At 67.7% G+C, this 15,067-nt stretch carries 14 protein-coding genes; 7 read left to right on the top strand and 7 right to left on the bottom strand.

From position 1 onward, the window contains the following. Positions 1 to 143: 143 nt before the first annotated feature. Entirely contained in the window at positions 144 to 2,003 is a 1,860-nt protein-coding gene (gene leuA / locus CEX88_RS08780; RefSeq protein ID WP_238382003.1) for a 2-isopropylmalate synthase, read from the top strand. Positions 2,004 to 2,016: 13 nt separating this feature from the next. Here leuA and CEX88_RS08775 read toward each other — a convergent pair whose 3' ends face one another. Then, positions 2,017 to 3,057: a DEDDh family exonuclease gene (locus tag CEX88_RS08775; protein WP_094293190.1), complete on the bottom strand. Its 1,041-nt coding sequence runs from the start codon at positions 3,055 to 3,057 to the stop codon at positions 2,017 to 2,019. Between the two features lie 83 nt (positions 3,058 to 3,140). Here CEX88_RS08775 and CEX88_RS08770 point away from each other — a divergent pair, with 83 nt between their 5' ends. Both CEX88_RS08770 and CEX88_RS08765 read left to right on the top strand, forming a co-directional pair. Further along, positions 3,141 to 4,412, top strand: a complete 1,272-nt coding sequence (locus CEX88_RS08770; RefSeq protein ID WP_094293189.1) for a Mur ligase family protein — start codon at positions 3,141 to 3,143, stop codon at positions 4,410 to 4,412. Then, positions 4,405 to 5,121: a type 1 glutamine amidotransferase gene (locus CEX88_RS08765; protein ID WP_094293188.1), complete on the top strand. Its 717-nt coding sequence runs from the start codon at positions 4,405 to 4,407 to the stop codon at positions 5,119 to 5,121. Before CEX88_RS08770 ends, CEX88_RS08765 begins: the two co-directional genes overlap by 8 nt. A gap of 103 nt (positions 5,122 to 5,224) precedes the next feature. Here the strand turns inward: CEX88_RS08765 and CEX88_RS08760 are convergent, their stop codons facing one another. From CEX88_RS08760 to CEX88_RS08750, 3 genes are read right to left on the bottom strand one after another with little or no spacing between them, the layout of a single operon-like run. After that, positions 5,225 to 5,620, bottom strand: coding sequence for a hypothetical protein (locus CEX88_RS08760; RefSeq protein WP_094293187.1), 396 nt, complete (start codon positions 5,618 to 5,620; stop codon positions 5,225 to 5,227). 16 nt (positions 5,621 to 5,636) lie between these two features. Further along, a complete protein-coding gene (gene recR, locus CEX88_RS08755; protein WP_064397861.1) occupies positions 5,637 to 6,248 on the bottom strand; it encodes a recombination mediator RecR in 612 nt (203 codons plus the stop codon). Further along, the gene (locus CEX88_RS08750; RefSeq protein WP_064419215.1) at positions 6,249 to 6,581 is read right to left on the bottom strand and encodes a YbaB/EbfC family nucleoid-associated protein; all 333 of its coding nucleotides are present in this window, start codon (positions 6,579 to 6,581) and stop codon (positions 6,249 to 6,251) included. It lies immediately after the preceding gene. Positions 6,582 to 6,692: 111 nt separating this feature from the next. Between CEX88_RS08750 and CEX88_RS08745 the strand changes: the two genes are divergently transcribed. Further along, positions 6,693 to 7,466, top strand: coding sequence for an Rv3717 family N-acetylmuramoyl-L-alanine amidase (locus tag CEX88_RS08745; protein WP_202931418.1), 774 nt, complete (start codon positions 6,693 to 6,695; stop codon positions 7,464 to 7,466). Positions 7,467 to 7,531: 65 nt separating this feature from the next. Here CEX88_RS08745 and CEX88_RS08740 read toward each other — a convergent pair whose 3' ends face one another. Next, a complete protein-coding gene (locus CEX88_RS08740) occupies positions 7,532 to 7,969 on the bottom strand; it encodes an SRPBCC family protein (protein ID WP_094293186.1) in 438 nt (145 codons plus the stop codon). 69 nt (positions 7,970 to 8,038) lie between these two features. On the opposite strand from CEX88_RS08740, the gene CEX88_RS08735 reads away from it, so the two are divergent. Beyond that, complete coding sequence (locus CEX88_RS08735; RefSeq protein ID WP_094293185.1) at positions 8,039 to 9,430, top strand: FAD-binding oxidoreductase; 1,392 nt, start codon at positions 8,039 to 8,041, stop codon at positions 9,428 to 9,430. Then, positions 9,427 to 10,740, top strand: coding sequence for a class I SAM-dependent methyltransferase (locus CEX88_RS08730; RefSeq protein ID WP_094293184.1), 1,314 nt, complete (start codon positions 9,427 to 9,429; stop codon positions 10,738 to 10,740). The genes CEX88_RS08735 and CEX88_RS08730 overlap by 4 nt, the downstream gene beginning before the upstream one ends. A gap of 14 nt (positions 10,741 to 10,754) precedes the next feature. Here CEX88_RS08730 and CEX88_RS08725 read toward each other — a convergent pair whose 3' ends face one another. Then, positions 10,755 to 12,650: a DNA polymerase III subunits gamma/tau gene (locus CEX88_RS08725; RefSeq protein WP_094293262.1), complete on the bottom strand. Its 1,896-nt coding sequence runs from the start codon at positions 12,648 to 12,650 to the stop codon at positions 10,755 to 10,757. A 179-nt stretch (positions 12,651 to 12,829) separates the two neighbouring features. Here CEX88_RS08725 and CEX88_RS08720 point away from each other — a divergent pair, with 179 nt between their 5' ends. Continuing rightward, positions 12,830 to 13,699 (top strand): hypothetical protein, encoded by an 870-nt coding sequence (locus tag CEX88_RS08720; RefSeq protein ID WP_094293183.1) that lies wholly within the window; start codon positions 12,830 to 12,832, stop codon positions 13,697 to 13,699. A 62-nt stretch (positions 13,700 to 13,761) separates the two neighbouring features. On the opposite strand, the gene CEX88_RS08715 is transcribed toward CEX88_RS08720, so the two are convergent. Beyond that, the gene (locus tag CEX88_RS08715) at positions 13,762 to 15,042 is read right to left on the bottom strand and encodes an aspartate aminotransferase type Ic (protein WP_094293182.1); all 1,281 of its coding nucleotides are present in this window, start codon (positions 15,040 to 15,042) and stop codon (positions 13,762 to 13,764) included. Positions 15,043 to 15,067: the final 25 nt, after the last annotated feature.

Below are 15,067 nucleotides of genomic sequence, written 5' to 3'. Positions count from 1 at the left end.
CACACAGCTCACGCAGGTCTAGCGGATTTGCATTTTGGTGCGCTCGCGGGTGCGGAGTACAGTGTTCGACGTGCAGCGGGTGCTCCTTCTCGGCAGCCGCGACGGGGTCTGATCAGACCGGCTTCCCGTCGCGGGTGTTCGCGATGCGCCGGTCGAGTCCCCCTTCAAACTCCCGGAGCAATACCGTGACCACGTTCTCGAAACCATCACCGGACTCACCTGACGCGTTCTCGTCGGTCCGCCAGATCACCAAGCCGTCCGGCCCGCCCAATCCCGGCCAGCCGCCGTGGAACACCCAGCGCGGTTCGGCGATGCCGATCAACCGGTATCGCAGCTTCGCCGAAGAGGTCGAGGCGGTCACGCTGGCCGACCGCACCTGGCCGGACAAGGTCATCGACTCCGCGCCGATGTGGTGTGCGGTCGACCTGCGCGACGGCAACCAGGCGCTGATCGACCCGATGAGCCCGCAACGCAAGCGCCGCATGTTCGACCTGCTGGTGCGCATGGGCTACAAGGAGATCGAGGTCGGCTTCCCGTCGGCCAGCCAGACCGACTTCGACTTCGTCCGCGAGATCATCACCGAAGGCGTCATCCCCGACGATGTCACCATCCAGGTGCTGACGCAGTGCCGCCCGGAACTGATCGAGCGGACGTTCCAGGCCTGCGAAGGCGCGCCCCGCGCGATCGTGCATTTCTACAACTCGACGTCGATCCTGCAGCGGCGCGTGGTGTTTCGCGCCGAGCGCGACGCGGTCAAGGCGATCGCCACCGACGGCGCGCGGGTGTGCGTCGAGGAAGCCAACAAGTATCCGGGCACCCAGTGGCGGTTCGAGTACTCGCCGGAGTCCTACACGGGCACCGAATTGGAGTACGCGGTCGACGTGTGCAACGCCGTCGCCGAGATCATCGAGCCGACGCCCGACGCGCCGCTGATCGTCAACCTGCCCGCGACGGTAGAGATGGCGACCCCGAACGTGTACGCCGACTCGATCGAGTGGATGCACCGGCACCTGGCCCCCCGCGACAGCATCATCTTGAGCCTGCATCCGCACAATGATCGCGGGACCGCCGTTGCAGCAGCCGAATTGGGCTATCAAGCCGGCGCCGACCGGATCGAGGGGTGCCTGTTCGGCAACGGCGAGCGCACCGGAAACGTATGCCTGGTGACACTGGGACTCAACATGTTCTCGCGCGGCGTCGACCCGCAGATCGACTTCTCGAACATCGACGAGATCCGTCGCACCGTCGAGTACTGCAACCAACTGCCGGTGCACGAACGCCACCCGTACGGCGGCGATCTGGTCTACACCGCGTTCTCGGGCAGCCACCAGGACGCCATCAACAAGGGCCTGGACCAGATGAAGGTCGACGCCGACGCCGCGGACAAGGACGTCGACGACATCCTGTGGCAGGTGCCGTATCTGCCGATCGACCCGAAGGACGTCGGTCGCACCTACGAAGCCGTCATCCGGGTGAACTCGCAGTCCGGCAAGGGCGGCGTCGCCTACATCATGAAGGCCGATCACGGTCTGGCCCTTCCGCGGCGGCTGCAGATCGAGTTCAGCCAGGCGATCCAGAAGATCACCGACGGCGAGGGCGGCGAGGTGTCCCCGAAGGAAATGTGGGACGTCTTCGCCGAGGAGTACCTGGCGCCGATCCGTCCACTCGAACGCATCCGCCAGAAGGTGACGGCAGCGGAGGTGGATGGCGGCACCGACACCATCGAGGCGGTGGTGATGGTCGACGGCGTCGAGCGGGAAATCGTCGGCGCGGGCAACGGTCCGCTGGCCGCGTTCGTTGATGCGTTGGGCGCCATCGGGTTCGACGTGTCGGTGCTCGACTACTCCGAGCACGCGCTGTCGGCGGGCGAAGAAGCGCAAGCCGCGGCCTATGTCGAGGCGTCGATCGGTGGAACGACGGTCTGGGGTGTCGGCATCGCGACGTCGATCACCACCGCATCGCTGCGGGCGGTGGTCTCGGCGGTTAACAGGGCCGCACGCTGATCACCGGGATCGGTCAGAACAGCGCGAACTGGGCGCCTGCGAGGGTGGTGTCGTAGAAGTCGTCGATCCCGGTACCGCCGACGACGCCGTCGATCCCGCGCATGAATTCGGCGTCGGAGGCCAGCGGGACACCCAACTCCCTGGCGTGGTAGCCCTTGCCCTGAGCGGGTTGGGCCTCGTTGCACAGCACCAGCGAGGTCTCGGTGTCGACGGTGTCGGTGTAGGCGAGCCCGGCATGCAGGATCCGTTCGATGAGCTCTTCGTGGGTGCGTCCGACCTCGGCCGACAGCGCGATCCGCATGCCCTGCACCAGCGGTCGCCCGGCGACGTACCGGCCGGGGTTGAGGTAGGGGCACGGAAGGCGGGACGCGACCGCCTTGAGCGGGCGCAGCTCGTCGTGGGTGACGACGCCGTTGGGCCAGCGCCTGCGGGATACCGGGTGCACCGGCAGCCAGACCTTGCGTTCCCGCGCCCGTAGCAGCACCGGCTTGAGGATCTGGGCGAGCACCAGGGCGTCGTCGAGGGCGTCGTGCGGCCGGATCTGGCTGATCCCCCAGTGCGCGGCCAGCGTCTCGAGCCGCAGGTTCTCGGTGCCCAGGTCCAACCTGCGCGCCAGCTCGACCGTGCACATCACGGTGTCGGTGGGCAGCTCGCGGTTGACCAACTCGGCCTCGGCGGCCAGGAACGAGTAGTCGAAGCCGACGTTGTGCGCGACCAGCGTGCGGCCGTCGAGCAGTTCGACGAGGTGGTCGACGATGTCGCCGAACGTCGGCTGGCCCTCCAACATGTCGGCCGTCAGACCGTGTACGTGTGTCGGACCAGGATCCACACCCGGGTTGAGCAGGCTGTACAGGCTCTGTTCGACGTTGCCGTCGTCGCCGAGGGCGAGCGCGGCGATGCTGACGATGCGGGCCTGCCCCGGTCGGAACCCGGAGGTCTCCACGTCGACGACCGCCCAGCCTGGTCCGGCGTGTTCAGCCGGCCGGCCCCAGCCCGGCCGATTCTCGGCGTCAGAGCCGCTCGGCCGGTGACCTCCGGCGTCCGTTAGGCCCACGTCGTCAGGATCGCACGGTGGTGTGACAAAGCCGGGACCTCGCCGAATCGCCCGTCAGCGTGTCGGCTACCTAAACTGCCGGGGTGGTCACGACACGTGGACGGCTCGCCCTCGGGGCCGGCGCGGGCGCCCGCTGGGCGTCGCGGGTCACCGGGCGCGGTGCCGGCGCGATGATCGGCGGGCTGGTCGCGCTGGCGCTCGACAAGTCGCTGCTGCGCCAGCTCGGCGCGGGCCGTCGCACCGTGGTGGTCACCGGAACCAACGGCAAGTCGACGACCACCCGGATGATCGCCGCGGCGCTGCGCACCATCGCCCCCGCTGAGCCGGGAGGCCGGGGACACTCGAACGTCGCCACCAACGACACCGGCGCGAACATGGACGCCGGGCTGGTGGCCGCGCTGGCCGCTGCACGGGAGGCACCCCTTGCCGCCCTCGAGGTCGACGAGATGCACGTGCCGCATGTGGCCGAGGCGGTCGCCCCGAAGGTGATCGTGCTGCTGAACCTGTCCCGCGATCAGCTGGACCGCGTCGGCGAGATCAACCACATCGAACGCACCCTGCGCGCCGGACTGGCCCGTCACCCGTCGGCCGTCGTGGTCGCCAACTGTGACGACGTGTTGATGACCTCGGCCGCATACGACAGCCCCAACGTGGTGTGGGTCGCCGCCGGCGGAAGCTGGGCCAACGACTCGGTCAGCTGCCCGCGGTCCGGCGAGATCATCCTGCGCGACGGCGGTAAGAGCCGCGACTGGCGTTCCACCGGAACCGATTTCAAGCGGCCAAGCCCGCACTGGTGGTTCGATGACACCAACATCTATGGGCCGGACGGGTTTTCGCTGCCGATGACGCTGTCGTTGCCCGGCTCGGTCAACCGCGGCAACGCCACACAGGCCGTGGCGGCGGCGGTCGCGATGGGCGCCGATCCGGCGGCTGCGGTGGCCGCGGTATCGGAGGTCGACGAGGTCGCCGGACGCTACCGCACCGTGCGCCTCGGCGAGCACACCGCGCGGGTGCTGTTGGCGAAGAACCCGGCGGGCTGGCAGGAAGCGCTGTCGATGGTCGACAAACACGGTGCGGGCGTGGTGATCTCGGTCAACGGCCAGGTGCCCGACGGTGAGGACCTGTCATGGCTGTGGGACGTCCGCTTCGAGCACTTCGAGGACACCCACGTGGTGGCCGCAGGCGAGCGGGGCACCGACCTCGCGGTGCGGTTGGGTTACGCGGGTGTCGAGCACACGCTGGTGCACGACACCCTCGCGGCGATCGCGTCGTGCCCTCCCGGACACGTCGAGGTGATCGCCAACTACACCGCGTTCCTGCAGTTGAACCGGGCGTTGGAGCGTCGCGGTGGGTGAGTCGGCGGTGCGCATCGGGTTGGTGCTGCCCGATGTGATGGGAACCTACGGTGACGGCGGCAATTCCGTCGTGTTGCGACAACGCCTGCGGCTGCGCGGGTTTGAGGCCGAGATCGTCGAGATCACCCTGGATGACGCGGTGCCTTCGGAGCTGGACCTGTACACGCTCGGCGGAGCGGAGGACTACGCGCAGCGCCTGGCGACCAAACACCTGCTGCGGTATCCCGGATTGCAACAGGCGGCCGCGCGGGGTGCGCCGGTGCTGGCGATCTGCGCGGCCATCCAGGTGCTGGGGCACTGGTACGAGACTTCGTCGGGTGAACGCGTCGACGGCGTCGGCCTGCTCGATGTCACGACCTCACCGCAGGACACGCGCACGATCGGCGAAGTGGTGTCCGAACCGCTGCTCGCCGGGCTCTCACAGCGGCTGACCGGCTTCGAAAACCACCGCGGCGGAACCGTTCTCGGTGCTGAGGCACACCCGCTCGGCAAGGTCGTCAAGGGTGCGGGCAACCGCGACGGTGACGGTTACGACGGTGCGGTGCAGGGCAGCGTCGTCGCGACGTACATGCATGGTCCGTGCCTGGCCCGCAATCCGGAGCTGGCCGACCACCTGCTGAGCCGGGTGGTCGGTGAGCTGGCACCCCTGAAGATCGACGAAGTGGAACAGCTTCGACGCGAACGACTCGCCGCACCCCGGCGAGTCTGAGCCCGTCAAGCCCGCGACCACCGACAACGTTTCGCGAAATGGTATTCCAGCAGCGAAAGTGCGAGAAGAGGCCTGCTGGAATGCAATTTCGCGGCTCGGAAAGTTACAGCCCGAGGTCGCGCAGGAACTCGGGCTTGTACGCCTCGAGGATCACGTAGCCCGGATCCGGGGGCGGCACCTCCGGCGCGTCGTCGGGCACCTCCTGCCCGCTGACCGGGTCCACCCATTCCTGGCTCGCGGCGTCCCACCGGCTCAGGGCGTACTGCGCGTCCACGCCGTCGTCGGCCACCAACGCGCGCACCGTGCGCTCGGCCTCCTGCGCGTCGGCCAAGGTCGTGGTGTACAGCTGGATGCGATCACCGTCGCGGGTGACGGTGACTCGCGATCCGAGCCGCTCGCGCGCATCGTCGTCCAGATCCAGGGTTCGCAACTTGTCCCAGAACGAGAGCTGGTGCTCGGCGCCGAGCTCCACCTCGACCTTGAATTCGTCGTCCGGCATGAACTTCCTTCCTCGGCTATGCCATCGCGCGTCGGCCGGCCAGCGCGCGGCCGAGCGTCAGCTCATCGGCGAACTCCAGGTCACCGCCCATCGGCAGGCCGGACGCGATCCGCGTGACCGTCAGCCCCGGGATGTCGCGCAGCATGCGCACGAGATACGTCGCCGTCGCCTCACCCTCGGTGTTGGGGTCAGTCGCGATGATCACCTCGGTGACGTCCACTCCGTCGACGCGCTCACCGATCCTGTTGAGCAGCTCCCGGATTCGCAGCTGTTCGGGCCCCACCCCGGAGAGCGGATCCAGGGCGCCGCCCAGCACGTGGTAGCGCCCGCGGAACTCGCGGGTGCGCTCGACGGCCTGCACGTCTTTCGGTTCCTCGACCACGCAGACCAAGGATGCATCGCGCCGGGAATCGCTGCAGATGCGGCAGCGGTCGTCGTCGGAGACGTTGCCGCACACCGCGCAGAATTTCACCCCGTCGCGCACCTTGTTCAGCACGGCGGTCAACCGGTCGATGTCGGGCGGCTCCACCGACAGCAGGTGAAAGGCGATCCGCTGAGCGCTCTTCGGCCCGATGCCGGGCAACTTGCCGAGCTCGTCGATCAGATCCTGGACGGGTCCCTCGAACAATTACATTCCCGGGATACCGAGGTTGCCCATCCCGCCCGCGAGCGGCCCGAGCCGGTCGTGGGCGAGGATGGTGACCTGCTTGGAGGCATCGGAGATGGCGCCGACCACGAGATCCTGCAGCGTCTCGATGTCTTCGGGATCCACGACCTTCGGATCGATCGACACGGCGATCACCTCGCCGCTGCCCCTCATCGTGACCTGCACCAGGCCGCCGCCGGCCTGACCGTGCACCTCGGCGTTGGCCAGCGCCTCCTGCGCCTCCATCAGCTGCTGCTGGACCTGCTGGGCCTGCGCGAGCAGCGCGGACATATCGGGTTGGCCTTGCGGTTGCATGAGTGGTCCCCTTGCGTCTTAGTTGCGGTCCGGTCTCGACTTGGTTTCTGTCCTCGGCTCGCGGCCGTTTGAGCTTTCAGCGTAGTCGTCGGTGCGGTTACGGTGACGGCCGTGCCTGCCCGCCTGCGTGTCGGCGCCACCGGAGCATTGCGCGGCTGCGCCGCGGTGGCGACCGGATTACTCGTCGCCGCATCGACGCTCGTCAGCCCCGCCTTCGAGGCCGGGGCCGCGCCCGCCAACATCGCGGGCAAGATCGTGTTCCTCGACCCTGGTCACAACGGCGCCAACGACGCCTCGATCAGCAAGCAGGTGCCGACCGGCCGCGGCGGCACCAAGGACTGCCAGGCCAGCGGCACGTCCACCGAGGACGGCTACGCCGAGCACACGTTCGCGTGGGAGACCACGCTGCGGGTCCGACAGGCCCTGCACGCGCTGGGTGTGCGCACCGCCATGTCGCGCGGCGACGACACCAGGCTGGGTCCGTGCGTCGACGAACGCGCCGCGCTGGCGAACTCGATCAAGCCGAACGCGATCGTGAGCATCCACGCCGACGGCGGACCGCCGACCGGACGCGGATTCCATGTCCTGTACTCGTCCCCGCCGCTCAACGACGCGCAGGCGGGGCCGTCTCCCCGGTTCGCGGGCATCATGCGCGACCAGTTGCAGGCGTCCGGCTTCGTGCCGTCGACCTACATCGGCTCCAACGGGCTCAACCCGCGGTCGGACATCGCGGGACTGAACCTGGCCCAGTACCCGTCGATCCTGGTCGAGCTGGGCAATATGAAGAACCCGGTCGACTCGGCGCTGATGAAGACGCCGGAAGGGCGGCAGAAGTACGCCGACGCCGTCGTGCGCGGCATCGCGGGGTTCCTGGGGTCGACCTAAGCCTCCGGCGGCCTCTAACGGGTTGATCGCACGCACCAGGTGCGTGGAATCCACCCGCTAAGGCGTCATCCCTCGAGGTGCTTCTTCAGGTTCTCCAACACCTCGGACTGGATCTTGCGCAGCCCCAGCGGCGCGAACGTCTTCTCGAAGAAGCCGCCGATCCCGCCCGCGCCCTGCCAGGACGTCTTGACCGTCACCGAGGACCCGTTACCGGCGGGCGCGACGGTCCAGTTGGTGATCATCGAGGAGTTGGCGTCCTTCTCGATGACCGTGTGACCGGCCACGTCGACCTCGGCGTTGACGTCGCGCACCCGCGACTTGGTCGCCTGCAGCTTCCAGCTGGCCACCGTGCCCGCGCCCTGTCCGCCCTCGACCACCTTGTAGTCGCTGTACTGCGGCGACAGGATCTTCGGACGCACGTTCGCGTAGTCCGCGACGGCCGAGAGCACCGCCTCCGGTGCCGCGTCGATCAAGACGGTGCTCGATGCGCTGACCTGTCCCATCGGGTGCACGCTCCTTGGTAGAAGTTCCATGCGGTCGCATCGCCTGCGACCGCGGACTAGCGTATATCCGTGTCTGTTGCCCGAACCGACGCACGGGCTGTTCATGCCGCGGGCGTGCAGCGGCTGCTGAACAGCTACCGTGCAATTCCGCCCGATGCCACCGTTCGCCTGGCCAAACCCACGTCGAACCTGTTCCGCGCGCGGGCCAAGACCACCGCGAAGGGCTTGGACGTCTCGGGGTTGACCGGTGTCATCGCTGTGGACCCTGACGCGTGCACCGCCGACGTGGCCGGTATGTGCACCTACGAAGATCTGGTCGCCGCGACGCTGCCATACGGCTTGTCGCCGCTGGTGGTACCGCAGCTGAAGACGATCACGCTCGGCGGAGCCGTCACCGGGCTCGGCATCGAGTCCACGTCGTTCCGCAACGGCTTGCCACATGAGTCGGTGCTGGAGATGGACATCCTCACCGGCACCGGCGATGTCGTCACCGCGTCGCCGGAGCAGAACACCGACCTGTACCGGGCGTTTCCGAATTCTTATGGCACGTTGGGCTATTCGGTTCGATTGAAGATCGAGCTGGAATCCGTGCAACCGTTCGTCGCGCTGCGCCACCTGCGGTTCAAAACCATCGAGGACCTCGTCGCCGCGATGGATCGCATCGTCGAGACGCGCGGCTACGACGGTATTCCAGTCGACTACCTCGACGGTGTGGTGTTCTCCGCCGACGAGGCCTACCTGACACTCGGATTCAAGACCACCACACCCGGGCCCGTCAGCGACTACACCGGTCAGCAGATCTACTACCGCTCGATACAGCACGACGGCGCCGAGAAGCACGACCGGTTGACGGTCCACGACTACCTGTGGCGCTGGGACACCGACTGGTTCTGGTGCTCACGGGCGTTCGGCGTCCAGGATCCGCGGATCCGCCGGTGGTGGCCACGTCGGTACCGGCGCAGCAGCTTCTACTGGAAGCTGATCGCGCTCGACCAGCGGTTCGACATCGCCGACCGGATCGAGCAGCGCAACGGGCGACCGCCGCGCGAACGCGTCGTACAAGACGTCGAGGTGCCGGTCGGACGGGTCGCGGCGTTCCTGCACTGGTTCCTCGACAATGTTCCGATCGAACCGATCTGGCTGTGCCCGTTGCGGCTTCGCGATGACGCCGGGTCAGACGGTGCGTGGCCGCTGTACCCACTTCGGCCGAACCACACCTACGTCAACGTCGGGTTCTGGTCGTCGGTGCCGGAAGGCCCCGGCGAAGGCCATACCAACAGGTTGATCGAACACAAGGTCGGCCAACTCGACGGTCACAAATCGTTGTACTCGGATTCGTATTACAGCCGCGAAGAGTTCGACGATCTGTACGGCGGTGAAACCTACAAAATCGTGAAGAAGGCATACGATCCAGATTCACGGCTGCTCGATCTTTATGCGAAGGCGGTGCAGAGACGATGACGACTTTCAAAGAACACGCGGCACAGGCGCCGGCCGGAAAGCTCACGCTGGCCGAGATTCTGGAAATCTTCGCCGGTGGAAACCTGCCGCTGCGCTTCAGCGCCTACGACGGAAGCACGGCCGGACCCGAGGACGCCCCGCTCGGCTTGGAGCTGTTGACGCCGCGCGGTACGACGTATCTGGCTACTGCGTCTGGGGATCTGGGACTGGCCCGGGCTTACGTATCGGGCGATCTGGCCACACACGGTGTGCATCCCGGCGATCCCTACGAGTTGCTCAGGGCGCTCGCCCACAAGATGGACTTCAGACGTCCGCCGGCACGGGTGCTCGCCCAGATCGTGCGCTCCATCGGCATCGAGCATCTCAAGCCGATCGCGCCGCCGCCGCAGGAGGCGCTGCCGCGGTGGCGTCGAATCGCAGAAGGTCTGCGCCACAGCAAGACTCGTGATGCCGAGGCGATCCATCACCACTACGACGTCTCCAACATGTTCTACGAGTGGGTGCTCGGCCCGTCGATGACCTACACGTGCGCGTGCTATCCGCACAGCGGGTCGACGCTGGAAGAGGCCCAGGAGAACAAGTACCGACTGGTGTTCGAGAAACTGCGCCTCAAGCCGGGCGACCGCCTACTCGACGTGGGCTGCGGGTGGGGTGGCATGGTGCGCTACGCCGCACGGCACGGGGTCAAGGCGCTCGGGGTCACGCTGTCGAAGGAGCAGGCGTCCTGGGCACGAGAGGCGATCGCTCGCGACGGGCTCGAGGATCTGGCCGAAATCCGTCACGCCGACTACCGCGATGTGCGTGAATCCGATTTCGACGCGGTGTCCTCGATCGGGTTGACCGAGCACATCGGCGTGCACAACTATCCCGCCTACTTCGAATTCCTCCAGTCGAAGATGCGTCACGGCGCGCTGCTGCTCAACCACTGCATCACCCGACCGGACAACCGAACCGGCTCCACCGCAGGCGGTTTCATCGACCGCTACGTCTTTCCGGACGGGGAGCTCACCGGTTCCGGACGCATCATCACCGAGGCGCAGGACGTCGGCCTGGAAGTGGTCCACGAGGAGAACCTGCGTCACCACTACGCGCTGACGCTGCGCGACTGGTGCCGCAACCTGGTGGAGCACTGGGACGAGGCCGTGGCCGAGGTCGGGCTGGCGACGGCCAAGGTGTGGGGTCTGTACATGGCCGGCTCGCGCCTGGGCTTCGAGACGAATGTCGTTCAGCTGCACCAGGTCCTGGCGGTCAAGCTGGATCGCGACGGCTATGACGGCGGGCTGCCGCTGCGTCCGTGGTGGACGCCATAGTCGAGGCCGTAGCTTCAGCCGTCGATACGCCGGGCGCCCAACTCGTTCTGCAGTAGCTCGAGCGCGGCTTCCTCCGGATCGCGGCGCGGTGTGTCCGAGGTGTCGCTGCCGGCCTCGGCCAGCATGGCTTCCTCGTCGTCGTCGCTGCGGGGCGGCGGGCCGGCCGGGACCGGTTCCGTCGGCGGTGGCGCGGCGGCCGAACCCGCCTCGCAGCGGATCTTCCAGTTCACCCCGAGGGCGTCCTTCAGCGCTTCGCGGATGACGTCGGCGTTGCGCTGTTCGGTCAACCGCTTGGCCAGCGGCGCCGAGTCGTGGCTGAGCACCAGCGTGTCACCCTCGAGCGCGCGGACGATCGCACCCGACAACATCACCTCGGTGGTGCGGCTGCGCTCGCGCACCTTGTCCCGCACCGTCGACCACATGCTGCGCACGGCGGCGGCGTTCGGCTCACCGGTCACCGCGGCAGGCGGCGGCGCGGCCACGACCGGATCGGACGGCGGCCGCACCGGCGGCGGCGACGGCGGTTTGCTCTCGGCAGCCGGCGCTGTCGGCGGGGATTCAGGCTTGGGTTCGGCCTTGGGTACTGGCTTGGGTTCGGGTTTCGGTTCGGGCCGCGGCTCGCTGCGGGGCGGCGACGGCTCGCTACGGGGCGGCGGCGACGAATCGGCGGGCTGCGCCTCGGCCTTACTCCTGCGGGCGTACTGCCGCGGCGGCCCACCCGCCTGAACCGACTGGCCCTCCCCGGCCGGTATCGACATGTCCAGCCTGGTCTCGATGCGCTCGATCCGTTGCAGCAGCGCCGATTCCGTGTCACTAGCGGACGGGAGCAGCAGCCGCGCGCACACCACCTCGAGCAGCAGCCTGGGTGCGGTGGCGCCGCGCATCTCACCGAGGCCGGCGTGTACCACTTCGGCGTAGCGGGTCAGCGTCGCGATGCCGATGCGGGTGGCCTGCTCGCGCATCCGGTCGAGCACATCCTCCGGTCCGTCGACGACTCCACGCGCCGCGGCGTCGGGTACCGACTGCAGGATGATCAGGTCGCGTAACCGCTCCAACAGGTCGGTCGCGAACCGGCGCGGGTCGTGACCGGCGTCGATCACCGCCTCGACGACCCCGAAGAGCGCCGCGCCGTCGCCGGCGGCGAGCGCGTCGATCGCGTCGTCGATGAGCGCGACGTCCGTCGCACCCAGCAGTGCTAACGCCCGCGTGTAGTTGACGTGGTTGCCCTCGGCGCCGGCGAGCAATTGGTCGAGTACCGACAGGGTGTCGCGGGGTGACCCGCCGCCGGCGCGGATCACCAGCGGGTACACCGCGTCGTCGACGGTGACGTTCTCCTGCTCGCAGATGCCTTCCAGCAGCGTGCGCATGGTGCGCGGGGCCAGCAGCCGGAACGGGTAGTGGTGGGTTCGCGAGCGGATGGTCGGCAGCACCTTCTCCGGCTCGGTGGTCGCGAACACGAAGATCAGATGTTCGGGCGGTTCCTCGACGATCTTCAGCAGCGCGTTGAAGCCCGCCGTGGTGACCATGTGCGCTTCGTCGACGATGAAGATCCGGTACCGCGACTGCGCGGGGGCGTAGAACGCGCGGTCACGCAACTCGCGGGTGTCGTCCACGCCGCCGTGGCTGGCCGCGTCGAGTTCGACGACGTCGACGCTGCCGGGCCCGTTCGGTGCGAGTGCCACGCACGAATCGCACACTCCGCACGGGGTGGCCGTCGGGCCCTGCTCGCAGTTCAGCGACCGCGCCAGGATGCGCGCCGACGAGGTCTTGCCGCACCCGCGCGGACCGGAGAACAGATACGCGTGGTTGATCCGGCCCGACGTCAGTGCCGTCGACAGCGGCTCGGTGACATGTTCCTGGCCGACGACTTCGGCGAAGGTCGCGGGCCGGTACTTGCGGTAGAGCGCCACGATCAGCAGGCTACCGGCGTGGTGTGACGGCTCGACGGGCCACCACGGTGTCGCTGGATTGTGCATCTGGCGACGGTTTGGACGCTCAAAGCGTCGTCAGGTTCACAAACGGTGGCGGCCCTGTGGATGACTCGCGACCGCAGCCGTGATCCGTCGGTCCCCGCATGCACCGTACGAGCATGACCGAGCTGCCGTGGCCCTTCGTCGGGAGCGAAGCGCTGGCGACCGGCGCCATCTCCGAGCGCGCGATGCGCCGCCTGTACGTCCCGATGTATCCGGGTGTCTACGTCCCACGCGACGCCACGGTGTCGGCGCGCGATCGGGCGCAAGCGGCCTGGCTGTGGTCGAAGCGGCGCGGAATCGTCGCGGGCCTGTCGGCAGCGGCGGTACTGGGCACCAAGTACATCGACGGGTCGGAGCCCGCTGAACTCATCCACGACAACCGCAGGGCGCCAACCAAACTCGTCGTCCGGACAGAACGCGTACTGCCGAACGAACTCCTGACCATGTCTGCGATGCGTGTGACAACTGCGGCTCGCACGGCGTTCGACCTCGGTCGCCATCTCGAAGACCGGACCGTCGCGGTGCAGCGTCTCGACGCTCTCGCCAACACCACCGGCCTCAAACACGTCGACGTGGAGGCGGTGATTGCCGCGCATGCGGGCGCCCGAGGCCTTCCTCGGCTGAGGCGCGTGCTCCCGCTGATGGACGCCGGTGCGGAATCCCCACAGGAGACGGTGGCCCGGCTGGCGCTGATCGACGCGGGGCTTCCGCCGCCGCAGACGCAGGTTCGCGTATTCGACGGGTACAGGCAGTTCCTCGCCCGGCTCGACATGGCGTATGAGGACTTCCAGGTCGGTATCGGATACGACGGCCCGCAACACTGGACCGATCCGAGGGTGAGGCAGCGCGACATCGACAAACAGTTCGCCCTGACCGAGCTCGGCTGGTCGATCATCCGGGTCAGCCGAGACCTGCTGCGCTACCGGCGCACCACCTACGTGGCCAGAGTCGAAAGCGTGTTGCGCTCGCGTGGGTGTCGGTTGTGAATCTGACGACGCTTTTCGGCGAATTCCGTCGTCAGATGCACCAAACGGGCCCCGGAGGCCGACTAGGAGCCGTTCAGCAACGACTCGGTCGCCGAGAGCAGTGCGCAGGTGGCCAGCCCGTCGATCGCCGCCCGCAGCTCGGGCTCGGGCGGCATGGTCGGCGCGATGCGGATGTTCTTGTCTTCCGGGTCTTTTCGATACGGGAACGTGGCGCCCGCCTCCGTCACCGCGATGCCCGCATCCTTGGCGAGCGCCACGGTGCGCTTGGCCGTCCCCGGCAGGACGTCGAGGCTGATGAAGTACCCGCCCTTGGGTTCGGTCCACGACGCGATCTTCGAATCGCCGAAACGCTCGGACAGAATCTCCAACACCGCGGCGAACTTCGGGGCCAGCAGCTCCCGGTGGCGCTGCATCTGCAGGCGCACTCCGTCGGCGTCGCGGAAGAATCGCAGATGGCGCAGCTGGTTGACCTTGTCCGGCCCGATCGACTTCTTGCCTGCGTGCTGCAGGTACCAGGTGATGTTGCCCAGCGAGGCGCCCAGGAAGCTGACCCCGGCGCCCGCGAAGGTGATCTTCGACGTCGACGCGAACACCAGCGGGCGATTCCCGTTGCCCGCGGCCTCGGCCAACCCGAGCACGTCGACGTTGCGGACGAAGTCGTGGGTCAAGGTGTGCACCGCGTAGGCGTTGTCCCACATCAAGCGGAAATCGTTTGCCGCCGTTCGCATCTGGACCAACCGACGCACCGTCTCCCAGGAGAAGGACACCCCGGTGGGGTTCGAGTACACCGGCACGCACCACATTCCCTTGATGGCGGGATCGGCTGCGACGAGTTCCTCGATGAGGTCGACGTCGGGTCCGTCCTCGAGCATCGGCACGGTGATCATCTCGATGCCAAGGCTTTCCGTGATCGCGAAGTGCCGGTCGTAGCCGGGCGCCGGGCACAGAAACTTCAGGACGGGCTCCTGGGACCACGGCCGCGCCGAGTCCGGGCCGCCGTGCAGCATCGAGAACACGACGACGTCGTGCATCAGCTCGAGGCTGGCGTTGTTGCCGGCGATCAGGTTCTGCACCGGGATGCCGAGCAGTTCGCCGAAGATCGCGCGCAGTTCGGGCAGCCCGTGCACACCGCCGTAGTTGCGGACGTCGGTGCCGTCGCCGTCGCGGAAGTCGTCGGAACCAGGCAGCTCGAGCAGTTTGTTGGACAGGTCCAGCTGTGCCGCGGAAGGCTTACCCCGGGTCAGGTCGAGTTTGAGCCCCTTGGCCTGCAGTTCGGCGTAGTTGCGCTTCTGCTGCTCGTGTTCTGCGGCGAGTTCGTCCCGGCCGAGCGACAGAAATGACACCGAACGCCTTTCGACTGAAGTGCGG

Origin of the sequence: Mycobacterium neumannii, assembly GCF_002245615.1 — a bacterium.
Taxonomy (GTDB): Bacteria; Actinomycetota; Actinomycetes; order Mycobacteriales; family Mycobacteriaceae; genus Mycobacterium; species Mycobacterium neumannii_A.
The sequence above is the reverse complement of the archived record's forward strand: the minus strand, read 5'-3'. Positions and strand labels throughout refer to the sequence as shown.